Origin of the sequence: Roseicella aerolata (assembly GCF_020523605.1) — a bacterium.
GTDB lineage: Bacteria > Pseudomonadota > Alphaproteobacteria > Acetobacterales > Acetobacteraceae > Paracraurococcus > Paracraurococcus aerolatus.
In genome coordinates this window covers 61,440-83,235 of sequence record NZ_JAJAQI010000023.1, presented here as the reverse complement: position 1 = coordinate 83,235, position 21,796 = coordinate 61,440, and the positions used below count along the sequence as shown (strand labels likewise).

The following is a 21,796-nucleotide window of genomic DNA, read 5'->3' as shown; positions in this document are numbered from 1 at the left end:
GACCCGGAACCGGGCCACCGGCGTGACAGCCGCGCGCGCATCGGGCAAACCGCGCCGCCGAGGAGGACCCCCGATGCCCATCACCCGCCGCGCCACGCTGACGCTCGCCGGCAGCGCGCTCGCCGCCCCCGCCATCGCCCAAGGGACGCCAGGCGGGGATTTCCCCAACCGTCCGCTCAAGATGGTCATCCCCTTCCCGCCGGGGGGCGGCAGCGACATCCTCGGCCGCCTGCTGGCGCAGCGGATGGGCGAGGCGCTGGGCCAGCCCGTGGTGCCCGAGAACCGCTCGGGCGCCGGCGGCAATATCGGCACGGATGCGGTCGCGAAGGCGGCGCCGGACGGCTATACCCTCGTCACCGTCTTCAACACCGTCGTCGTCAACCAATTCGTCTACCGGACGCTGCCCTTCGACCTGCGGCGGGACCTGATGCCGGTGGCGAAGGTGGCCCTCGCCCCGACGCTGATCGCCGGCGGCCCGAAGCTGCAGGCGAAGGACCTCAGGGAGGTGGTGGAGATCACCCGCCGCCAGCCCGGCCTGCTGAACCACGGCACCCCCGGCCTCGGCACCATCACCCATGTGAGCGCCGAGCTGATGGACGCGATGTCGGGCGGCCGGCTGACGCATGTGCACTACCGCGGCACCGGCCCGGCCGTGACGGCGGCGGTGAGCGGGGAGGTGGAGCTGGTCTCCGCCCCGCTCTCGGCGGTGGATGAGCTGATCAAGGCCGGCCGCCTGCGGGCGCTGGGCAGCCTGGCCGGACAGGCCAGCCCGCTGATGCCCGGCGTGCCGACCGTCGCCGAGGCCGCCGGGCTGCCTGGCTATGCCGTGGACAATTGGGGCGCGGTGCTGGCGCCGGCCGGCCTGCCGGAGCCGATCCGCCGGAAGCTGGAGGCCGCGGCGCGCCAGGCGGTGGACACGCCGGAGGGCCGCGCCGCCCTTGCCGCGCGGGGGATCGAGGCGAGCTTCGCCGAGGGCGCCACCCTCGCCCACATCATCGAGGAGGACAGCCGGCGCTGGGAGCCGGTGATCCGCAAGGCCGATATCCGGGTGGAGTAGGGCAGGGCACCCTCGGCCAAGCCATGCGGCGCGCCCTGGCGGAATCCCGCGGAGGACCGGCAGGTCCGGGAGGGCGTGCTCCCTATCGATGGGGAAAGTGCCCCGCTCGAAGGCGCCCGGACCGCCCGGTATCGGCGCGGCTCCGGCGGCGAAGGGCCTTGTGTCCTGCCAGGGCCACCGGCCTGGGACGGGATGGCCCTGCCGGCCCGGCAGGGCTTCGTGCCGATCGGGGATGCGCCGGCGAGGTTCGATGACCGGCCTATGCGATGGCTGGCACCGGATCCGGCAGGAGCGGTCGCGGATGCCAGGGCCCGCGCCTGCCCCGAACCCCCTCCCACCCGGGCGGGGCTCTGGGAGGCGCGGCCGGAGCCCGCGCCGAGCCCTGCTGCGATACCGGCCGCAACCACCCCTGTCCCTGCGGCAGCGGGAAGACGTCGAGACAGGCTGCCTGCCGGGATGAAGCCGGTCAGGCGGGCGGCGTCGCGCCGACCTGGCCGGTGATCGGCCCGTACCATTGCGGGCGCCGGTGCGCCGCGAAGTTGAACATCTTCTCCTTGCCCTGGCGGCAGGCGTCGAAGTCCACATCGGCGAGGATCACCTCGTCGCCCAGCGTTTTCGCCTGCGCCACCACGATCCCGTTCGGATCGACGATGCAGGAGCCACCGATCAGCCCGGCGCCGTCCTCGACGCCCGCCTTCGCCACTGTCACCGCCCAGGTCGCATTCATATAGGCGTTGGCCTGCGCCGCCAGGGTGGAGTGGAAGGTGCGGAGCTCGGCGCTCTCGCCCTCGCCGCCATTCGGGTCATAGGCCGCGGAGTTGTATCCCACCATGACCAGCTCCGCCCCCTGCAGGCCGAGCACGCGCCAGCCTTCCGGCCAGCGGCGGTCGTTGCAGATCAGCATGCCGAGCACCGGCGCGCCCCATTCGGCCGGGCCGCGCGCCGCGGGGAAGCCCATGTCGCCGTATTGGAAATACATCTTCTCCAACTGCTGGTAGCGCTGGCCCTCCTTCACCCGGTCCGAGCCGGGCAGGTGGATCTTGCGGTACTTGAAGAGGATGGTGCCATCCGGCCCGACCGTGACGGCGCTGTTGAAGCGCTGGCCGTCCGGCGTCAGCTCGGCATAGCCGACATAGAAGCCGACCCCGAGCGCCTTCGCCCGGTCGAAGAGCGGCTGCACCTGCGGGTTCGGCATCGCCGTCTCGAAGCAGGCCAGCAGCTCCGGGCTGTCCCGGTCCATCGGCCAGCGCGGGAAGAAGGTGGTGAAGGCGAGTTCGGGGAAGACCACCAGCTTCGCGCCCTGCGCCGCCGCCTGCTCCAGCAGGCTGATCATGCGGGCGAGGATGGCGGCGCGGCTCTCGGCGCGCTGGTTGGGGCCCATCTGGGCGCCGGCGATGCGGAGGATGCGGGACATGGGCGGGCTCCGGCCGTCAGGATCGTCCTGCCTGGAATGCACCGGCCGGGCGGCGCCGCCAAGCCACCGCGTCGGATGGCCTGCCGCACCGCCGCCCGTCGCTCAGCCCTCGCCCAGCCTGGTCTCCCCATGCTGCCGCGGCACGAAGCGCCCCGTGCCCGGCTTCGCCCGCACCTCCGCCCCGTCCCATATGCAGGCGCCGCGCAGATAGGTCGCCGCCACCCGCGCCTGCATCGCCCGGCCGTCATAGGGGGACCAGCGCGCATCCTCCCGGTCGCGGATGTCCCGCGCGTCGAAGGTGAACTCGCCCCGCTCCAGCACGCACAAGTCGGCGTCGCCGCCGATGCGGATGGCGCCTTTCTTCGGGAACAGGCCATGGAAGCGCGCCGGCCGCTCGGCGCAGTACAGCGCCATCAGGGTCGGCGGCAGGCCACGCTCGGCCAGCAGGCTGTACATCAGTGGCGCGAAGCTCTGCAGGCCCGTCAGGCCGGCGCCGGGGGCGAAGATGTCCCCCTTGTAGAGCTTCCGCTCCCGCGGCCAGGGCGCGTGGTCGGTCGAGACATAGGCGACCTTCCCGGCGACCAGCGCCGCCCACATCCGCTCCACCTCCTCCGCCGTCCGGAAGGGCGGGTTGCACTTCCCGAAGCCCTCCAGCCGGACCAGGTCCTCCTCGGTCATGCAGAGATACTGGATGCAGGCCTCGCCCGAGGTCTTGGCGCCGCTCCGGCGGAAGACCTCGGCCAGTTCGAAGCCGCGGGCGATGGAGGAATGGGCGATGTGGACGTGGCAGCCCGTCTCCAGCGCCATCTCGAAGATCTCGAGGTCGGCCATGCTCTCCGCCAGGGCCGGGCGGGTGCGGGCATGCATGATCGGGTCGCACCGCCCGGCCGCCTTCGCCTCCGCCGTCAGCCGCTCGACCAGCTCCTGGTCCTCGTTGTGGATGGCGCACATCAGGCCGGTCTTCGCGATCTCGCGGAAGGCGGCCAGCATGGTCGGGTGGTCGATGCGGGGAAAGCGCACCGCGTCGTACTCATATGTAGAGAGCTTGAAGGAGCAGGCGCCCGCCTCCGCCAGGCCGGCGATCGCCTCCACGCCCCCCGCCTTGGTGATGGTGCCATAAAGCGCCATGTCCACATGGCTGGTGCGGTTCACCCACCCGACCTTTTCCCGGAAGATCGCGGCATCGGTGACGGGCCGCGGCACGTCATAGGGCATGTCCACGCAGGTGGTGACGCCGCCGGCGGCCGCCGACATGGAGGCGCCCTCGATCCCCGGCCAGCCGGTGCTGCTGGAGGTGTGCATATGGCCGTCCACCAGGCCGGGCAGGATCAGCATGCCGCTGTGGTCCAGGAGCTCGGCGGCCGGCGGCGGCGCGCCCTGGCCGATGGCGGCGATCGCTTCGCCGCGCACCGCGACATAGCCATCCGCCAGCACGGCATCCGGCAGCACGACATCGCCGAGGATCACGCGATCGAAGGGGGCTGGCGGCATCTCGCTCTCCGGCTCGAAAAAAGAAGGTCCGACCCTACGCCCGGTTGCCGGCCGATCCAATGCGGCCCGGCCGCCTGCCGGCGCCGCGCCCGCCGCTTCTGCCGCATCGGCGGGCGCGGCGCCTGGCGGATTGCGTGCCGGATGCGCAGGGCGCCGCGGCGGGCTCCTGCCCCTTGCGCCTAGCCGGCCGGCGCCGCGTCGTCCGCGCCCTGCGGGAAGACCCGCTTCGCCACCTGCACCGCCAGCCGCGCCGCCTCCGTCTCCCGCTCCGCATTCCAGACCAGCGCGACGCCGACCGAGGCGACCGGCCCCGCCAGCTCCCGGAAGGCGACGCCGGGCGGCCGCAGCACCGCCATGCCGGAACTGACCAGCGCCACGCCGAGCCCGGCCGCGACGAAGGCGAGCTGCGCCATGGCCGAGCTCACCTCGCGCACCGCCACCGGCTCGAACCCCGCCTCCCGGCAGGCGCTGACCTGGCGGTCGAAATAGGCCGGGCTGATGGAGCGCGGCAGCAGCATCAGCGGCTCCCGCGCCAGCGCCGCAAGCGGCAGCGGCCCGGGCCTGCCGAGCAGCGCATGGCCCTCCGGCAGCGCCGCCACCAGCGCATCGGCGCCGAGCGGCAGGACACGCAGCGGCGGCCGGTCACGGTCGATGCGGGCGAGGGCGAAATCGACCTCGCCGCGGCGGAGCGCCTCCACCGCATCCGCCGTGTCCATCTCCTGCACCGCCATCGCCGTATCCGGCTGCGCGTCGCGGATGGCGCGGACCAGCGGCGGCAGGAAGTCGAACAGGGCGGAGGTGACGCAGGCCAGCGCCATGGGCAATTGCCGCCCCGCCCGCAGCTCCCGCGCCAGCTGCTCCACCTGCTTGGCGTCCTCGGTCAGGCGGCGGATGACGGGCAGCAGCGCCTCGCCCTCCCGCGTCGGGCGCGCGCCCTTGCGCGTCCGCTCCAGCAACCGGACGCCCAGCTCGGCCTCCAGCGCCTGGATCTGGGCCGAGAGCGGCGGCTGGCTGAGGCCGAGCCGGGCGGCGGCCCGGCCGAAATGTCCTTCCTCCGCAACCGCCAGGAAATGCGCCATGCGGCGAAGGATGCGGAAATCCATGAATCGTCCTCGGTGGCGCTCCTGCCCGGGGGCGGCTTGCGCCATGCTTCGCGATACGGAAAACCTATCGTCCCGCCGCGTCAATCGGAATGGACGCAAGCGACGCGCGGCGGGACAAAGCGCGCGTTTGCCCGAATCATCGGCCCATCAAGGGGGAACCAGGCCCGCCATGCAGATGCATCCCGTGAAACTCCACCCGTCCAAGGCGCTGCTGAAGCGCGAGGACCAGCTGGCCTGGAAGATCGCCGGCGTGGCCGCGGACAAGGTCGCCGTCCAGAAGGACGTGCAGGAGATGATCATCAACCGGATCATCGACAACGCGTCCGTCGCCATCGCCGCCATCAACCGCAAGCCGGTGGTTTCGGCCCGCGCCATGGCGCTCGGCCATCCGCGCAAGGGCGGCGCGACCATCTTCGGCATGCCGAACGCCAAGGGCTTCTCGCCGGAATGGGCGGCCTGGGCGAACGGCACCGCGGTGCGCGAGCTCGACATGCACGACACCTTCCTGGCCGCCGACTACTCCCACCCCGGCGACAACATCCCGCCGGTCCTGGCGGTCGCCCAGGCCATGGAGAAGTCGGGCAGGGACCTGATCCGCGGCCTGGCGACGGGCTACGAGATCCAGGTGGACCTGGTCCGCGCCATCTGCCTGCACGAGCACAAGGTGGACCACATCGCCCATCTCTGCCCCTCGGCCGCCGCCGGCATCGGCACGCTGCTGGGCCTGAAGCAGGAGGTGATCTACCAGGCGGTCCAGCAGGCGCTGCACGTCTCCATCTCCTTCCGCCAGAGCCGCAAGGGCGAGATCAGCTCCTGGAAGGCCTTCGCCCCGGCGCATGCCGGCAAGCTGGCGGTCGAGGCCGCCGACCGCGCCATGCGCGGGGAGGGCGCGCCGAGCCCAATCTATGAAGGCGAGGACAGCGTGATCGGCTGGGTCCTCTCCGGCCGCACCGTCGCGGACAAGGACGGCCGCGCCGCCGCCTACGAGCCGGTCTACTACGAGGTACCGCTGCCGGCCCCGGGCGAGCCGAAGCGCGCCATCATGGACACCTATACGAAGGAACACTCGGCCGAGTACCAGTCCCAGGCCCTGATCGACCTAGCCTTCCGGATGCGGGAGCAAATCAAGGACTTCGAGGATATCGAGCGGATCGTCATCCACACCTCCCACCACACGCATTACGTGATCGGGACCGGGGCGAACGACCCGCAGAAGATGGACCCGAAGGCCAGCCGCGAGACCCTCGACCACTCCATCATGTACATTTTCGCCGTCGCCCTGCAGGACGGCCGCTGGCACCATGTGGACAGCTACGCCCCGAAGCGGGCGGCCCGGCCCGACACCGTCCGCCTCTGGCACAAGATCGAGACCACCGAGGACAAGGAGTGGACCCGCAAGTACCACTCGCGCGACCCGGACGAGCTCTCCTTCGGCGGCCGGGTGGAGATCTTCTTCAAGGACGGCTCGAAGCTGGTGGACGAGCTGGGCGTCGCCAACGCCCATCCGAACGGCGCCCGGCCCTTCGGGCGGGAGCAGTACATCCAGAAGTTCCGGACGCTGACCGAGGGCATCATCTCGACCCGCGAGGCCAACCGCTTCCTGGAGGTGGTGCAGGACCTGGCGAAGCTGCAGGCGGGTGAGCTGCACCTGCTGAACGTGGCGCTGCCCAACGGCACGCTGCTCGAGGGCAAGCCGGGCATCTTCTGACCCGCATCGGGCGGGGCCGCGCGCCGGCCCCGCCTGCCGCGCGTTGACGCGGAATCCCGGACCCGGCCGCCCCAGGGGCGGGCAGCGGGTCCGCACCGCCGCATGCCGGAGGGCATCGGCCAGTGACGAGGGGGGAGCGGACCATGGCACGCCCGGCCCCCGCAACGCCGAACATGATCGAGGAGCGCACCCATGAGCGAAGCGACCCAGATGCCGGAGATCAAGAAGGGCCTGGTCGGCGTCTATGCCGATGTCTCCAGCATCTCGAAGGTGATGCCCGAGACCAACAGCCTGACCTATGGCGGCTATGCCGTGCAGGACCTCTGCGAGACCTGCACCTTCGAGGAGGTGGCCTACCTCCTCTGGCACGGCGAGTTGCCGAACGCCGCCCAGCTGAAGGCGTTCAACGAGGAAGTGGCGGCCGAGCGCGCCATCTCCCCGGCCCTCCATCGGGTGATCCGGGAGTTTCCGAAGGACGCCCACCCAATGGACACCATCCGCACCGCGGTGTCCTTCATGGGCCTCGAGGATCCCGAGACCGCCGACATCTCGGACGCCGCCCAGCGCCGTAAGGCCAGGCGCCTGCTGGCCAAGATCCCGACCGCCATCGCCGCGGCGCACCGGGCCTCGAAGGGGCTCGAGCCGGTCGAGCCGAACCCTTCCCACAGCTTTGCCGAGAATTTCTTCAACCTGGTGTTCGGCAAGGTGCCGCAGCCGGAGGTGCTGAAGGCTTTCGACGTCTCCCTGATCCTCTATGCCGAGCACACCTTCAACGCCTCCACCTACACGGCGCGGCTGGTCACCTCGACCAATGCCGACCTGCACGGCGCCATCACGGCGGCGATCGCCTCGCTGAAGGGGCCGCTTCACGGCGGCGCGAACGAGGCCGTGATGCACATGCTGAAGGAGATCGGCGACCCGAAGGTGGCGCGGGAGTGGCTGCAGAGCCGCTTCGACCACAAGGCCCTGGTCATGGGCTTCGGCCACCGCGTCTACAAGAGCGGCGACAGCCGCGTGCCGACCATGCGGAAATACGCCGAGAAGATGGCGGAGGTGGTGGGCGACCGCACCTGGATGGAGATCTCCCGCATCCTGGCGGACGAGATGCTGACCAAGAAGAACATCCACCCCAACCTCGATTTCCCGGCCGGCCCCGCCTACTACCTGATGGGCTTCGACATCCCGCTCTTCACCCCGATCTTCGTCGCCTCCCGCATCACCGGCTGGGCGGCGCATGTCTTCGAGCAAGGCGCAGACAACCGGCTGATCCGCCCGCTCTCCTGGTACACCGGGCCCGAGCAGCGGCCGGTGGTGCCGCTCTCGGCGCGCTGACGCTTCGCCGGGAAAGACCCGCGCGCCGCGGCGCGCAGGTGGGGTTGATGGGACGGCCGCCGGTGACTCCGGCGGCCGTTCCTGTCTGCGGCACGCGCGACGCGCGGCATGCGGCGCGCGATGCCACACAGTGCACGCGGAAATTCACGACGCTTGTTGCGGTTTCTGTTGACACGCTGGTTGCGTGTGCAGATAGCGTGCGGCTGCGCACGATGGTGCACGCGATTCGCGCGATTCGAATGGGCGCGAGCGCAGCGACAGAGTGCCGCAGCAGGGAAGGACGGTCCATGGACCGCAGGCAGGTCGGGATGATGGCGCGCCGCGCCGGACATCCCGCGCCAGCGTCGGGCAAGACTGCAATGCCCGCCGAGGGAGACGCGGCCGAAGGGAATGCGATGCGGCTCGCCGCCGCCGATCGCCCGTTGCCGCTTTCTGTCCGCATCGCCTGGACAGCGACCACGACGGCGCCACGCGCTACGGGATCCGCGCGCCGCCGCCATCGCACGACCGATCCTGCTTCCACCCGGGCCGTCCGCCGCAACGCGACGGCCCTGCCCACCACGGAACGCGCAAGGAGATCCTGACCGTGACCGATACCCCCGAGACGCCCGCCGGCACCGCCCAGGCGATGGCCATGTCGACCACCCGCCGCACGGCGAAGAAGCCCGCCACCGCCCGCGGCCGCGTCGCCGCGAAGAAGCCCGCGGCGCGCAAGCCGGCGGCGAAGAAGGCCACCGCCGCAAAGAAGCCGGCGGCGAAGAAGGCGACGACGGCCCGCAAGCCGGCCGCCAAGAAGGCGACCACCGCGCGCAAGCCGGCGGCGAAGAAGGCGACGACGGCCCGCAAGCCGGCGGCGAAGAAGGCGACGACGGCCCGCAAGCCGGCGGCGCGCAAGGCGACCACCGCGAAGAAGGCCGTCGCCAGGAAGCCCGCCGCCCGCAAGGCCGCGACCACCCGCAAGGCCGCGACCACCCGCAAGCCGGCGGCGAAGAAGGCGACCACCGCGCGCAAGCCCGCCGCGCGCGCGACCGGCACGCGCAAGGCCGCCACGCCGAAGGCCGCGCCGAAGCGCGCCGCCGCCGCCAAGACCGCGACCTCCTCGCGCTCCGAGGCTGCGAAGAAGGCTGCTGCGACCCGCGCCGCCAAGAAGGCGGCCGCTGCCGCTGCCGCCGCACCGGCATCCGCGCCGGCCGAGACCGGCACCGAGACGCCGAACACCTGACCACGCCGCTGATCCCGGCGTGAGGGCGTCGTCCCGCAAGGGGCGGCGCCCTCGTCGCGATCGGGGACGGGATCCGTGCGGCCTCTCCCCGCGCAGAACCACCTCGCCGGTGCGGCACGCATTCCCGCGCGCTGGCTGATCCCCTCCTGATCTCCTCGGTCGCGCGCGCATCCGCCTTGCCGCGAGGGACATGCGGGATGGAGACGCCCTTCGCCCCGCCCGGCTGGCCGGCTTCGATGAGCCCGGCCGCCGGCGCCCGGCGTCAGCGGGCCATCATGACGCGCAGGCAAGCCAGCTCATGCGAGGCCCTGCCGCTCGCCGGCACCGCGCCGCCCCATCCTCCGCCAGTCCGCGGATGGCGATGCGGCCCGGCACTTCCTGGTCCATGGCTCAGCCCTTCCAGCCGCCGAGATAGGCGAATTCCTCGATGGGGCGGCGTTCCCGCGGCGCCGTCTCGCGCGTCGCCAGCGCCTCTGGCAGCGCCTCGGGCGGGCCGACCTCGCCGACCGCGATCGCCGCGACGGGGTCGAAGCCTTCGGGAATGCTGAAGGCCAGGCGCGCCGCGGCGGCGTCGAAGCCGGCCATCTGATGCGCCTGCAAGCCCATCGAGGCGGCCTGCAGCGCAAGCTGCGCCATGGCCGCGCCGGTATCGTGCCAGGCATGGCGCAGCGGGTTGCCGTTCCTCGGGTTGGTGGCGCGCGCGACCGAGAGCATCAGCACCGCCGCGTTCCTCGCCCAGCCCTGGTTGTTGGGTGAGAGGACGCCGACGAGCTTCCCGAAGGCCTCCGGCTCCCTGTCGCGGCGGGCGACGATCAGATGCCAGGGCTGCAGGTTGTTGCTGCTCGCCGCCCAGCGCGCCGCTTCCAGCAGGCTCTCGAGTGCGCCGGCGGGCAGGGGCGCGCCGGTAAAGCTGCGCGGGCTCCAGCGCCGCGCGATCAGCGGGTCGATGGCATGGGCGGCCGGTGCCTCGCGGCCCTTGGGGGTGGTGCTCATGGACGCTCCTCTCTCCTCGGCAGCATGGGTGGCAGCGGGTGCGCCGGGTCAAGGGCGGCGAGGGGCGGCACCCGTGTCCTGCCAGGAGGAGGCCGACCCGGCGGATACCCCGGCCGAGGACCGAGATGCCGGCCGCCTGCCGCGGAGGCGCTGCAAAGGGCCCGGGACCATGCGCGGCGCGATCCCCCGACCGGGGCACAACTTGCCGCCGCGCCGCCTTCCCGCGAAGCCGCCCCGTGGCCGGGCGAGCATCATGGAACGCCCCTTCGTCCCCATGCCGAAGACGGACCCCTACCCGAAGGTGGAGAGCAGGTCCTCCACCTCGGCCGGCGTCAGGGTCCGGGCATCACGGCCCTGCAGCAGCAGCGCCAGCTTCGCCGCCTCCTCCAGCTCCTCTGCCGCATAGACCGCATCGTCCAGCGTCCTGCCGCTCACCACCGGGCCGTGATTGGCGAGCAGCATCGCCCGTGCCTCCCTGGCCGCGGCGGCGATCGCCGGCTCCATCGCCGCATCGCCCGGGCGGTAGTAGCGCACCACCGGCAACACCCGCCCGACGCGCATGACGAAATAGGGCGTCAGCGGCGGGATCGGCGCCGGCTCGCCCGGCGAGGCGAGGCAGGCGATGGCGGTGGCGTGGGTGGAGTGCAGGTGCACCACCGCGCCCGCTTCCTGCCGCGTCTCCAGCACCGCGCGATGCATGAAGACCTCCTTGGAGGGCTTGTCGCCGGAGACGTGGCGCCATTGCAGGTCGAGCTTGCTGATCCGCGCCGGGTCCAGCCGGCCGAGGCAGGAATTGGTCGGCGTCATCAGGTAGCCGTCCGGCAGGCGCACGCTGATATTGCCGGCGCTGCCGACGGAATAGCCGCGGCCGAAGAGCAGGCGGCCATGCTCGGCCAGGCGCTCGCGGAGTTCGCTCTCGTTCATCGTTGCCTCCACAGATCGGGGGAGAGAGGACACCTCTCTCCCCCGGCCCCTCTCACCGTTTTCTGTGGGTCTTCCGCTCGCCGCGTGGCGGCACCCGACTCAGAGAAAGCGGTGAGAGTGGGGGCGGGGGGAGAGCGGCAGTCCTCTCTCCCCCCGCTTCACACGCCGAACGCCTTCAGGAAGAAGTCCCGCGCGCCGAAATTGCCCGACTTGAGCGCCAGGTGCAGGCCCGCCGGCTCGGCATAGGTCCAGGGAACGCCCGGGTCGATCTCCGGCCCGATGCGAAGGGAGGAGACGCCGAGGCGTGACACCACCGCGCCGGAGGTCTCGCCGCCCGCCACCACCAGCCGCTTCACGCCGCGCGCGACCAGGCCATGGGCGACCGTGGAGAGCGCCTGCTCCACCAGCGCGCCGGCGGCCTCGCGCCCCAGCCGCGCCTGCAGCGCCGCCACCTTCTCGGGCGGGGCGCTGGCCGCGATCACCACCGGATGGTCGCCGAGCTTGTCCTGCGCCCAGTCGAGCGCCTGTGCCGCCAGCGCCGCGGCATCGGGCGTCGCCAGCACGTCGAGCTCGAGCGTATGCGCATGGTCCCGCGCATAGCCGATCTGCCCGAGCGTGGCGCGGGAGCAGGAGCCGGCCACGACGGCGGCATGGCCCCGCATGGGCGGCAGGGCGGCCGCGGCCTCGCCGCGCTCCGGCAGCAGGCCCTTCGAGCGGAAATTCGCCGGCAGCCCCATCGCGACGCCGCTGCCGCCGGTGATCAGCGCGTGGTCCGCCGCCGCCTCGCCGATCGCCAGCAGGTGGGCATCCGTCACCGCATCCACGATGGCATAGCGCCGGCCGCTCTCCTTCAGCCCGGTCATTGCCTTGCGGATGGCCGCGGCGCCCTGCTCGACCACGGCGAAGGGGACGAGGCCCACCGTGCCATCCGTCTGCCGCCCGAGCACGCGAACGAGGTTCGGGTCCCGCATCGGCGTCAGCGGGTGGTTCTCCATCCCGCTCTCCGACAGCAGCGTGCTGCCGACGAAGAGGTGCCCCTGGAAGACGGTGCGGCCATTGGTCGGGAAGGCGGGGTTGGCGAGGGCGAAGCCGCAGTCCAGCCGTCGCACCAGCGCATCCGCGACCGGGCCGATATTTCCCTCATCCGTACTGTCGAAGGTGGAGCAGTATTTGAAGAAGATCTGCTTCGCGCCGGCCGCCAGCAGCGCCTCGCAGGCGGCCAGGCTCTCCGCCACCGCCTCCTTCACCGGCGCCGTGCGGGACTTGAGGGCGATGATGATCGCATCCGCCTCGGGCAAGGGACCCGTGGGAACGCCGATCACCTGCACGGCCGTCATGCCGCCCTTGACCAGGGTGTTCGCCAGGTCGGTGGCGCCGGTGAAGTCATCGGCGATGCAGCCGAGCAGGGGCATGGTCGTCTCTCTCCCGTGGGGCGTCGCCCGTTCTTAACGCGCTCCGCGCGCCGCGGCGATCACCCCAGCGGCGTGCCATCCTTGCGCGTGTAGCGCCAGGCGCCTTCGGGCGTCGCCGCGCCGGCCAGGTCGTCGTCCGGATAGGTCACGCTGTCGCCCGGGCTACGGTCGCCCACCTCCAGGAACAGCACATCCTGCGCGGAGCGGTTCACCAAGTGATGCGCCTCGCCGGTGCCGGCCGGGAAGCCGGCGCAGTCGCCGGGCGCCAGCACCTGCTGCCGGTCACCCAGCACCAGCGTCGGCGTGCCCTCCAGCACATAGACCCACTCATCCTGCCGCGCATGGGCGTGACGGAGCGAGGAAGCGGCGCCGGGAGCGAGGCGGACCAGGTTCACGCCGAAATTGCGGAGGCCGAAGGGGTCGCCCAGCACCCGCTTCTCCCGCCCGGCGAGCTTCGCCGCGAGATCCGGCGGGTAGGCTCTCGCCGGCGGCGGCAGCGGCGGCACCGCGGCGGCGCGGAGGGCATGCGGGCGATCGGTCATGGCGCGTCCCCGGTCAGCCGCTTGCGGAGCCACACACGCTCGCCCTTCGGCGGGTAGGGCAGGCGGCCGAATTCCTCGTAGCCCTGCCTGCGGTAGAATTCCGGCGCCTGGAAGCTGAAGGTATCGACATAGGCGGAATGGCAGCCGGCTTCCCGCGCCCGCTGCTCCGCCGCTGCGATGATGCCGGCGCCGAGGCCATGGCGCCGGAAGCGGTCCTCGATCCAGAAGTAGCGGATGAAGAGCCAGCCCGCATAGGCTTCGCCAAACAGGCCGGCGACGATGCGCCCTTCCTCCCGCAGGAAGACGCCGAATTCCTCCCAGGGCTGGTGCCCCGGCCAGTGCTGCTCGTTGAAGGCTTCAAGACCTTCCGGGAGGACGTCGATATCGGCCGCGTCCGGCTTGTCCTCAATGCTCAGGGTCAGTCCGGGTGGGAGCTCCATCCGCGCAGCCTAGCAGTCCGTGCGCGGCCGGAGATGGCCGGGGCCTTCCCCGGCCATGACGCTTCCGTGCGGTGGGCGGCCGGGGTCAGCCGCCGGCGACGCCCTGGATGACGATGCCGGTGCCGTCGCAGTTGCGGCAGCGCTGGCCGTTGATGGTGCCCTTGCCCTGGCATTCGGGGCAGGGGGCCTCGCCCGTTGCCGGTGTGCCCGGCGGCGCTACGTCGCCGGGGTTCAGCTTGGTGCCCTGCGGCTTGTCGCCTGCCATGCGGTCCTCCCCTTGCTCTGGCAGGGCACCAACGTCCACGGGTCGGCGGTGTTCCGAACCCAGGCCGGGGCCGGGGGCGCCTGCCCCCCCGGCCGGGAGAGCGTGCGAGCGATGGAGCCCCTCTCATACCAACCGCCCGGATGCGTGACTGCATCCGCGCAGGAGCGCCGCAGCGGTCGATGACCAGGAGCGGTGGTCTCACTGCCTCGGCGGCAGCGCGAGGAGGTCGCGGTGCCCGATCCGCGCCGAGAGCCTTCGCTGCGCCACCTGGTCGAGCCGCGCCGCCATCCAGCCCTCGATCCGTGCATCGCCGCGCCGGTCCTGCCGCCCGGCCGCCTCGGCATGACCCAGCACCAGCTCGCTCAGGAAGCGGCTGGCGGTGTCGCGCAGCCTGGGGTGGGGCAGGCCGCCGCGGGCGCGGACCAGCCAGTCGCTCGGCATGCTCTCCACCGTGAAGCCACGCGCCGCGAAGGCTTCCGCCATCACCGCCGGTGCGCGGGGGCCGAGCGCGGCGCCGCCGAAGCCCTTGTCGCGCGCCTGGTCGCGGCGGAAGCCGGCGGCGACCCGGCGATCCGCCGGGTGCGGCGGGGCGAAGCCTTCCCGCCCGTCCACGCAGAGCGCGGCGTAGAAGGGGATGCGCAGCGCGGCCGCCATGCGCTCCACCCAGCCGCGCGAGACGAGGTCGCAGAGGGCCGAGCTCACCACCGCATCGGCATTCTGCAGCGGCAGGTTGGCGGGCGCCTCGGCCAGGTCGGCGACCAGGGTGTCGATCCGCCAGGCGCCGCCCGGGGCATGCACCAGCAGGGTGCGGCGGTTGGGGGCGGTGACGTGGTAGCCGACCTGGTCGGCGCGGTCGGCGATGGTGTCGAAGGCCGCTTCCAGCATCGTCTGGTCGCTGTCCACCAGCGTCCAGGCCTGGGCGCGGCCGAGGCGGGGCGCGAGCCAGCGCAGCAGGCTGCCGCTGCCGGCACCGAGATCGAGGAAGCGGGGCCGCGCCGGCAGGCGGGCGAGCAGCCGCTCCGCCAGCGCGGGGGAGCGGGCGACGGCATCCCAGGGCTCGCGCAGGTCGAGCCAGTCGAGGTCGAAGGACTCTGTCATGCCTTCGCCAACTCGGCGGCGAAGGCGGCGGCGCGGTCGGGCCAGCGGGGCAGGCGCTGGCCGGCCTGCCAGGCGGCCTCGGCCATCGCCTGCCGCAACTCGGTATCGAAGATCATTCGGCGGAGCGCCTTGGTGAGCGAGACGACATCGCCGGGTGGCGAGACGGCGCCGGCCTCCGCCGGGACGAGGTCGGCGATGGCGCCGCCGGCGGTGATGGCAAGCGGCAGGCCGCGCGCCAGTGCCTCGGCCGCCGCCATGCCATAGCCTTCCCACCAGGTCGCCAGCGCGAAGATGTCGGCGCCGCGGTACAGCGCCTCCAGCGCCTCGCCGTCCACCTCGCCGGCGAAGGTCACGCGCCGGGCGATGCCGAGCTCCTCGGCCAGCGCCGTCAGCCCATGCGCATGCACCGCGTTGCGGGTGCCGTCGCCGGCGATGGTCAGGGTCCAGTCGAGGTCGGGCAGGCCGGCCAGCGCCCGCATCAGCACGTCATGCCCCTTGCGCGGCACCAGCGTGCCGACCGCGAGAAGCACGGTGCCGGGCCCGCCCGAGCCCGCGGCGCGCGGCGGCGGGTCGGTGCCCGGCTCGACCACGCCGATCCGCTCCGCCGGCACGCCGAACTCCTCCGTCAGCCGCGCCGCGGTGTGGGGGGAGGTGGCGACGAGGCGGGCGAGGCGGGGGAAGAGGTCGCGCTCGATGCCGCGCAGCGCCTCCCGGTCCTCCTGCGGCGCGCCGTGCTCCAGCGCGGTCGGGTGATGGATCAGGCCGATGGCGCGGCGGCGGACCAGCTCATCCGCCAGCGGCGCGAAGGCGGGCAGGCCGAGGCCGTCGATGACGGGCTGCACATCCTCGGGCAGCGCGGCGAGGGCGGTGCGTGCCGCCTCCTCCGCCGCCTCATCCGGCAGCGGGTGGCGGCCGGCGAGTTCCACCACCTGTACAGCGTGGCCGAGGCCGCGCAGCCCCTCCACGATCCGCCGGTCATAGAGGTAGCCGCCCGAAATGGTGGCGAAGGGGCCGGGGACGAAAAGTGCAAGCTTCATGCGACGCGTCCGATGGCCGGAGGGCGAGGCGCAGCCGAGCACCGGAGGCCTGAATCGGCCGCGTTCATGCAACAGCTCCGATGGCCGGAGGGCGAGGCGCAGCCGAGCACCGGAGGCCTGAATCGGCCGCGTTCATGCAACAGCTCCGATGGCCGGAGGGCGAGGCGCAGCCGGGCACCGGAGGCCTGGATCGGCCGCGTTCATGCGATGCCACCCTCATAGGCCGCCCAGGCATTCGGGCTCTCGCGCAGCAGCACCTTCAGGGAGGTGACGTTGCCGCTCTGGGCGCCCAGCCTGCCTTCCTTCAGCGCGGCGCAGAGCAGCCGGTGGATGTGGAGGCAGAGATATTCGGTGGTGGTGTTCAGCCCGGCGAATTGCGGCTCGCCATCCAGGTTCCGGTAGTCGAGGGTGTCGAGCGCCTTCCGCAGCTCCTGCTTCGCCAGGCCGATATCGACGAGCAGGTGGAGATGGTCGAGCTGCGGCGCGCGGAACTCCGCCTCGACCGCGAAGGTGGCGCCGTGCAGGCGCTGGGCCGGGCCGAATTCGGCGCCGCGGAAGCTGTGGGCGACCATGATGTGGTCGCAGACGGTGAGCGAGAACATCGCGGCACTCTCTTTATCTATGTGTAGGTGATGACGGGGCAGGGCGGCGCAACGGCGCCCGCCGCGAGAAGCCCGGGCAGCGCGGCCGGCAGGTCCTCGAAGCGCGCGACCGGGGCGCAGAGCGCGTCGAGCCGCGGATCCTCCAGCAGCTCCAGCGCCAGCGCCAGGCGCTCCGCATGGCTGCGGCGGCCGCGCATGGCCGGGGCGACGGCGCCGACCTGGGAGGAGAGGAGGGAAAGGCGGCGGGCGTGGAAGGCCTCGCCGAGCGGCAGCGGGACGGCGCGGTCGCCATGCCAGCTCGCCTCGACGATGCGCGCCTCGAAGCCGGCGCGGTCCAGCGCCAGTTGCAGCCCGGCGGCGCTGGCGCTGGCATGGATGATGAGCTCCTGCTCGCCCGGCGCTTCCTCCGGCCGGGCGAAGCGGGCGCCGAGGCACTCGGCCAGCGCGGCGCGGCCGGGGTCGAGATCCACCACGGTCGGGCGGATGCCCGGCATGCGCGCGAGCAGCGCCGCCGCCAGCAGCCCGACCGCGCCGGCGCCGATGACCAGCACGCGCTCGCCCGGCAGCGGCCGCGCATCCCAGAGGATGTTGAGCGCTGTCTCCATATTGGCGGCGAGCACGGCGCGGTGGTCCGGCACCGCCTCCGGCACGGGGATGCACATGGAAGCCGGCGCCAGGAAGAGGTCCTGGTGGGGGTGCAGGACGAAGACGCGGCCGCCGCGTAGGCCGGGCGGACCATCCTCCACCACGCCCATGGCGCAGTAGCCGTATTTCACGGGGTGGGGGAAATCGCCGGCCATCAGCGGGGCGCGCATGGCGGCATGCTGGCTGACCGGCACGCGCCCCTCCAGCACCAGCCTTTCGGTGCCGCGCGAGAGGGCCGTCGCGCGGGTGCGCACCAGCGCCTGGTCGGCGGCGCAGGGCTGCAGCGCTTCCTCCCGCAACTCCGCCAGGCCCGGCGCGACGATCCAGAGGGCGCGGGCCTTCACGCGCATACCCCCGGCTTCGCGCGGTCCAGCGCGATGTCGAACAGAACGTCCGGCTCCAGCGAATGCACCGTCCAGGCGAAGCGCAGCCCGTCCGCGATGCGCGCCGCCTCCGGCAGGGTGAAGGCCGGGATGCCGGAGCCGAGCAGCACCGGCGCCACCGTCACATGCAGCCGGTCGAGGCAGCCCGCGGCGAGGAAGCGGCTGACCGTGACGCCGCCGCCCTCGACGAAGAGGCGCGTCAGGCCGCGCGCCACGAGGGCGGCGAGGATGGCCGGGATGCGCAGCCCGCCATGCGCCAGGTCGCGCGGCAGCCGCACCACCTCGGCCAGGCCCAGCCGGTCGGGGCCCGGCGCATCCTCGGCGCAGAGCAGCAGGGTGGGCGGTCCCTCCCGGAACAGGCCGTAACCGGGGCCGAGGCGGCGGTCGGTGTCCAGCACCACGCGCACCGGATTCGGGCCGGTGCAGTCGCGCGTGGTCAGCCGCGGGTCGTCATGCCGCACCGTGCCGGCGCCGATGATGACGGCATGGCAGAGGGCGCGGAGGCGATGGGTGTGCAGGATGTCGCCCCACCCGCCGATCCATTGCGAGGAGCCGGAGAGGGTGGCGATCCGCCCGTCCAGCGTCTGCGCGAGACGGCCGACCACGATGCAGCCATCCGCCGCGCGCGGCGGGGCGAGCAGCGGGCCGAAGAGCGTGCCGAGGGGGCCGGCGGGCAACGGCCCGCCCGGCGCGTCACGCAGCGCGAGCAGCGCATCCCATTCGGGGGGGGCGATCAATCCTTCCATGCCGCGCGGACCATGCCGGAAGAGCACCGAGCTTGCCAGCCGATCAAGGCCTTACCAGGGCATGCGGGAACATCGGCAGCAGGGCCTGCGCGATCAGCCCCGCCAGCACCGGCAGGATGCCCGAGGCCAGCAGCCTGATCAGGATGAAGCGCCCGCCCAGCACCGGCCATTCCCAGGCGATCACCCGATGGAAGCCGAGGATCGCCCAGCCGGTGATCAGCGCCACCATCTGCGGCCCGCCCGCGCCTGCCTTGAGGAAGGTGAGCACCAGCGGGAAGGAGACGAAGGGCCCGCCCGGGATGAAGCCGCCCGCCAGCGACGCAATGGCGATGCCGAGCAGCCCGCTCTCCGGCCCGAGCCAGCCGGCGGCGAGGTCGGGCGGGATCAGCTCCGCGAGGAAGGCGGCCATGGGCAGCGCCGCGACCAGCAGCGGCAGGACGCGCAGGATGGTGTCGCCGGTCTCGCGCAGCGCCCGCTGCGCCGTCGGCACGCCGCGCCGCAGCGCGAGGCCGAAGGCACCGAGCGCCAGGACCAGCAGGATACCCTGGCCGATGGTCATGGCCGTGCCCCCGGCGCTGCGCTGCCGGGCGGGGTCCAGGCCAGCGGGATGCGCCGCGCGAGGACGCCCGCGATGACCGAGAGCGGCAGGCCGCAGAGGAAGCGCAGCAGGGCGAAATCGGCGCCGAGCAGCGGCACCTCCCAGACCAGCACGCGCTGGAAGCCGTTCAGGGCCCAGGCGACGATGAAGGCGATCAGCGCACCGCGATCGGCCCCGGCCTGGGCGAGCACGAGCACGAGCGGGAAGGCCGCCATCGGTCCGCCGGGCATAGCCATGCCGCAGAGCGTGGCGACGAAGAGGCCGCGCCAGCCCGATTCCGCCCCCATCCACTTCGCCAGCGCGCCGGGCGGGATGAGCTGCTTCAGGCTGCCGGCCAGCAGCAGCCCCGCCAGCAGGGCCGGCAGGACGGTGAGGAAGACCTGCCAGGCGGTGCCGAGGGCGCGCCGGAAGGCCTCCGGCCCGTGCAGCGTCCAGACGAGGCTGCCGGCGACGAGGCCGATCGAGAGGATGATGGCGAGGCTGGAATGGCGGCGGAGGAGTCGGAGCATCGGGCTCCAGGCTGCGCGCGGCAGCGCCTCCGGGCAATCCCGGGGAGGCGGAAGGCGCTGCGGCCCGCGGCCGGGTCTCCGGCCGTGCAGCGATCCGTGTCGGCGGGATGGCGGGGCAGGGCGCAATCGGCGCCTGCGACGGGACCGGCAGCCGGCCGGCGACCGCATCGGGGGTGAGGGCGATCCGCCATGGCGGATCGCCCCGTTCCTGTTTTCCCGGGCAGAGGCGCGCGGCCGGGCCTTCACGACCTCCCGCGATCCGCTGCCGAACAAGCGGGGCTTGCGCCCCGCCGCCTCAGCCGCGGTCCAGGTAGCTCCGCAGCGCCCGGCCGCGCTGGCCGTTCTGCAGCTTCTTCAGCGCCTTGGCCTCGATCTGCCGGATGCGCTCCCGCGTCACGTTGAAGGTCTTGCCGACCTCCTCCAGCGTGTGGTCGCGCTCCATGCCGATGCCGAAGCGCATCCGCAGGATCCGCTCCTCGCGCGGCGTCAGGTCGGACAGCACGCGCGCCGCCGCCTCCCGCAGGCCGGACCGGGCCACCGCCTCGAAGGGGTGGACGGCGTTGCGGTCCTCGATCAGGTCGCCGAGCCGGCCATCATCCTCCTCGCCGATCGGCGTGTCGAGGCTGACGGGCTCGCGCACGATCCCCTGCACCGACTTCACCTTCTCCGTCGGCACGCCGAGGCGCTGCGCCAGTTCCTCGGCGGTCGGCTCGCGCCCCGTGCGGTGCGCCAGGATGCGGCCGAGCCGGGCGATCTTGGAGGCCGTCTCCGCCATGTGCACCGGCACGCGGATGGTCCGCGCCTGGTCGGCGATGGCGCGCGTCATGGCCTGCCGCACCCACCAGGTGGCGTAGGTGGAGAATTTGAAGCCCTTGCGCCAGTCGAACTTCTCGACCGCGCGCATCAGGCCGATATTGCCCTCCTGGATCAGGTCACCCAGCAGCAGGCCGCGGTTGCGGTACTTGCGGGCGATATGGACGACCAGACGCAGGTTCGCCCGCGTCAGCTCCTCCTTCGCCCGGCGCATGTCGCGCTCGCCGCGGCTCATCTCGGCATGCAGGCGGCGCAACTCGGGCGCGGGCAGGCTGGTCTCGGCCTCGATCTTCGCAACTTCGCCGCGGATCTCCAGGAACTCGCCCGCCGCGCCCTTCAGCTTGGCCGCGATCCGGGCCGCCCCGGCCTCGCCGGCATCCCAATGCTTCAGGAAGTCGTCGCGGCCGACCTTGGCGCCGGTCGCCAGCCGCAGCGCGCGGCCGTCCAGCGCCGTCAGGCGGCGATGCCCCGCGCGGACCTGCTCGATCAGCGATTCGATCCGGTCGGTGCGCAGGCGCAGCGCGGCGATCAGCGCCGCCTGCTCCGTCGCATCCGTCCCGCCGGCCAGCGCGGCGTCGAAGGAGGCGAGGATCTCCGGCCGCAGGCGCTGGTCGAGCGTGCCCTCGGTGGTCTCGCCTTCCTCGGCGCCCTCGGCCGGCGCCTCGGCGGCGGCGGCCATGGCCTCCAGCTCCACCAGGTCACGCAGCGGCAGGTTGCCGGCGGCGACGGCGTCGCGCCAGGTGGCCAGGGTCGCGCGGGTGGAGGGGCAGGCGCCGAGGGCGCCCAGCATCGCCTCGCGCCCTGCCTCGATCCGCTGGGCCAGGGCCACTTCCTGCTCGCGCGTCAGCAGCTCCGTGCGCGACGCCTCGCGCAGGAACATGCGCACGGGGTCGTCCGTGCGGCCGAGCGAAGCCTCATCCACATTGCCCGCGGCGGGCGTCGCGGCCTCGGCGGCGGGCGCGGCCTCGGAATCCTCCTCGGCCTCCTCCGCATCGGCCAGGTCCTCGGGTGCGTCCTCGCCATCCTCGGTGGCCTCGGCCTCCTCCCAGGCGGGGAGATCCTCACTCGGGACGCGGGCCACCAGCGCCTCGAAGGCAGGCGCGCCGAGGGGGCGCGAGACCCGCAGCTCGGCCTCGCTCTCGTCCAGCATCGTCTCGGTGACAAACCCGTCCATCACTCGATCCACTCCTGGGCAGGCCCTGCGGCCCGCCTGCATGTCGGCTCGCGCCGGCGCGGCGCCCTCGGCACGGCCAAACGCCCGTCGCGCCAAAAAGGCGCACTGGCAATTGAACAGCCGTGAGGAAAGGCGCGCTGCTTCAGCGGCGCACGCGGGATGTGGTGATAGACTCAGGAGACGACCAGACCCGCTGCGCAATCTGCGGGGCAGAGTTGCGCAGGCGGCATGGACCCTGGCTGACTTGGTCCTTAGGCACCGGGGGGAAGGCCGGTCAAGGCAGGCGAG

21 protein-coding genes are annotated in these 21,796 nt (G+C 72.8%); 4 read left to right on the top strand and 17 right to left on the bottom strand.

The window, feature by feature from the left end:
• Window positions 1-73: 73 nt before the first annotated feature.
• Window positions 74-1,057 (top strand): Bug family tripartite tricarboxylate transporter substrate binding protein, encoded by a 984-nt coding sequence (locus LHA35_RS15880; RefSeq protein WP_226609643.1) that lies wholly within the window; start codon window positions 74-76, stop codon window positions 1,055-1,057.
• Window positions 1,058-1,523: 466 nt separating this feature from the next.
• Here LHA35_RS15880 and LHA35_RS15875 read toward each other — a convergent pair whose 3' ends face one another.
• The 3 genes from LHA35_RS15875 to LHA35_RS15865 form a co-directional block, all read right to left on the bottom strand.
• Window positions 1,524-2,471: an N-carbamoyl-D-amino-acid hydrolase gene (locus LHA35_RS15875; protein ID WP_226609640.1), complete on the bottom strand. Its 948-nt coding sequence runs from the start codon at window positions 2,469-2,471 to the stop codon at window positions 1,524-1,526.
• Window positions 2,472-2,573: 102 nt separating this feature from the next.
• A complete protein-coding gene (locus tag LHA35_RS15870; protein ID WP_226609638.1) occupies window positions 2,574-3,962 on the bottom strand; it encodes a dihydroorotase in 1,389 nt (462 codons plus the stop codon).
• Between the two features lie 179 nt (window positions 3,963-4,141).
• The gene (locus LHA35_RS15865; RefSeq protein ID WP_226609636.1) at window positions 4,142-5,065 is read right to left on the bottom strand and encodes a LysR family transcriptional regulator; all 924 of its coding nucleotides are present in this window, start codon (window positions 5,063-5,065) and stop codon (window positions 4,142-4,144) included.
• Between the two features lie 169 nt (window positions 5,066-5,234).
• Here LHA35_RS15865 and LHA35_RS15860 point away from each other — a divergent pair, with 169 nt between their 5' ends.
• The 3 genes from LHA35_RS15860 to LHA35_RS15850 all read left to right on the top strand — a co-directional run bounded on the left by LHA35_RS15860 (window position 5,235) and on the right by LHA35_RS15850 (window position 9,327).
• The gene (locus tag LHA35_RS15860; protein ID WP_226609633.1) at window positions 5,235-6,773 is read left to right on the top strand and encodes an MmgE/PrpD family protein; all 1,539 of its coding nucleotides are present in this window, start codon (window positions 5,235-5,237) and stop codon (window positions 6,771-6,773) included.
• A 192-nt stretch (window positions 6,774-6,965) separates the two neighbouring features.
• A complete protein-coding gene (locus LHA35_RS15855; protein WP_226609631.1) occupies window positions 6,966-8,105 on the top strand; it encodes a bifunctional 2-methylcitrate synthase/citrate synthase in 1,140 nt (379 codons plus the stop codon).
• A gap of 586 nt (window positions 8,106-8,691) precedes the next feature.
• Window positions 8,692-9,327 (top strand): histone H1-like repetitive region-containing protein, encoded by a 636-nt coding sequence (locus LHA35_RS15850; RefSeq protein ID WP_226609629.1) that lies wholly within the window; start codon window positions 8,692-8,694, stop codon window positions 9,325-9,327.
• Between the two features lie 390 nt (window positions 9,328-9,717).
• Here the strand turns inward: LHA35_RS15850 and LHA35_RS15845 are convergent, their stop codons facing one another.
• The 14 genes from LHA35_RS15845 to LHA35_RS15780 form a co-directional block, all read right to left on the bottom strand.
• Window positions 9,718-10,320, bottom strand: coding sequence for a nitroreductase family protein (locus tag LHA35_RS15845; RefSeq protein ID WP_226609626.1), 603 nt, complete (start codon window positions 10,318-10,320; stop codon window positions 9,718-9,720).
• A gap of 291 nt (window positions 10,321-10,611) precedes the next feature.
• The gene (otnC, locus tag LHA35_RS15840; RefSeq protein ID WP_226609624.1) at window positions 10,612-11,244 is read right to left on the bottom strand and encodes a 3-oxo-tetronate 4-phosphate decarboxylase; all 633 of its coding nucleotides are present in this window, start codon (window positions 11,242-11,244) and stop codon (window positions 10,612-10,614) included.
• 158 nt (window positions 11,245-11,402) lie between these two features.
• Window positions 11,403-12,656: a 3-oxo-tetronate kinase gene (gene otnK, locus LHA35_RS15835; RefSeq protein WP_226609622.1), complete on the bottom strand. Its 1,254-nt coding sequence runs from the start codon at window positions 12,654-12,656 to the stop codon at window positions 11,403-11,405.
• Between the two features lie 59 nt (window positions 12,657-12,715).
• The gene (locus LHA35_RS15830) at window positions 12,716-13,198 is read right to left on the bottom strand and encodes a cupin domain-containing protein (RefSeq protein WP_226609620.1); all 483 of its coding nucleotides are present in this window, start codon (window positions 13,196-13,198) and stop codon (window positions 12,716-12,718) included.
• Window positions 13,195-13,638, bottom strand: coding sequence for a GNAT family N-acetyltransferase (locus LHA35_RS15825; protein WP_226609618.1), 444 nt, complete (start codon window positions 13,636-13,638; stop codon window positions 13,195-13,197). Before LHA35_RS15825 ends, LHA35_RS15830 begins: the two co-directional genes overlap by 4 nt.
• A gap of 85 nt (window positions 13,639-13,723) precedes the next feature.
• The gene (locus LHA35_RS15820; RefSeq protein ID WP_226609616.1) at window positions 13,724-13,903 is read right to left on the bottom strand and encodes a hypothetical protein; all 180 of its coding nucleotides are present in this window, start codon (window positions 13,901-13,903) and stop codon (window positions 13,724-13,726) included.
• 198 nt (window positions 13,904-14,101) lie between these two features.
• The gene (locus LHA35_RS15815; protein ID WP_226609614.1) at window positions 14,102-15,001 is read right to left on the bottom strand and encodes a class I SAM-dependent methyltransferase; all 900 of its coding nucleotides are present in this window, start codon (window positions 14,999-15,001) and stop codon (window positions 14,102-14,104) included.
• Window positions 14,998-16,038 (bottom strand): glycosyltransferase family 4 protein, encoded by a 1,041-nt coding sequence (locus tag LHA35_RS15810; RefSeq protein WP_226609612.1) that lies wholly within the window; start codon window positions 16,036-16,038, stop codon window positions 14,998-15,000. The genes LHA35_RS15815 and LHA35_RS15810 overlap by 4 nt, the downstream gene beginning before the upstream one ends.
• A 200-nt stretch (window positions 16,039-16,238) precedes the next feature.
• On the bottom strand, window positions 16,239-16,640 hold the full coding sequence (locus LHA35_RS15805) for a 6-pyruvoyl trahydropterin synthase family protein (protein ID WP_226609610.1): 402 nt from the start codon (window positions 16,638-16,640) through the stop codon (window positions 16,239-16,241).
• A gap of 17 nt (window positions 16,641-16,657) precedes the next feature.
• Window positions 16,658-17,629 (bottom strand): zinc-dependent alcohol dehydrogenase, encoded by a 972-nt coding sequence (locus LHA35_RS15800; protein WP_226609608.1) that lies wholly within the window; start codon window positions 17,627-17,629, stop codon window positions 16,658-16,660.
• Window positions 17,626-18,414 (bottom strand): RibD family protein, encoded by a 789-nt coding sequence (locus LHA35_RS15795; protein ID WP_226609606.1) that lies wholly within the window; start codon window positions 18,412-18,414, stop codon window positions 17,626-17,628. Before LHA35_RS15795 ends, LHA35_RS15800 begins: the two co-directional genes overlap by 4 nt.
• Before the next feature lie 43 nt (window positions 18,415-18,457).
• On the bottom strand, window positions 18,458-18,973 hold the full coding sequence (locus LHA35_RS15790) for a permease (protein WP_226609604.1): 516 nt from the start codon (window positions 18,971-18,973) through the stop codon (window positions 18,458-18,460).
• Window positions 18,970-19,521, bottom strand: a complete 552-nt coding sequence (locus LHA35_RS15785) for a permease (protein ID WP_226609602.1) — start codon at window positions 19,519-19,521, stop codon at window positions 18,970-18,972. Before LHA35_RS15785 ends, LHA35_RS15790 begins: the two co-directional genes overlap by 4 nt.
• A 295-nt stretch (window positions 19,522-19,816) precedes the next feature.
• On the bottom strand, window positions 19,817-21,508 hold the full coding sequence (locus tag LHA35_RS15780) for a sigma-70 family RNA polymerase sigma factor (protein ID WP_226609600.1): 1,692 nt from the start codon (window positions 21,506-21,508) through the stop codon (window positions 19,817-19,819).
• Between the last annotated feature and the right edge of the window lie 288 nt (window positions 21,509-21,796).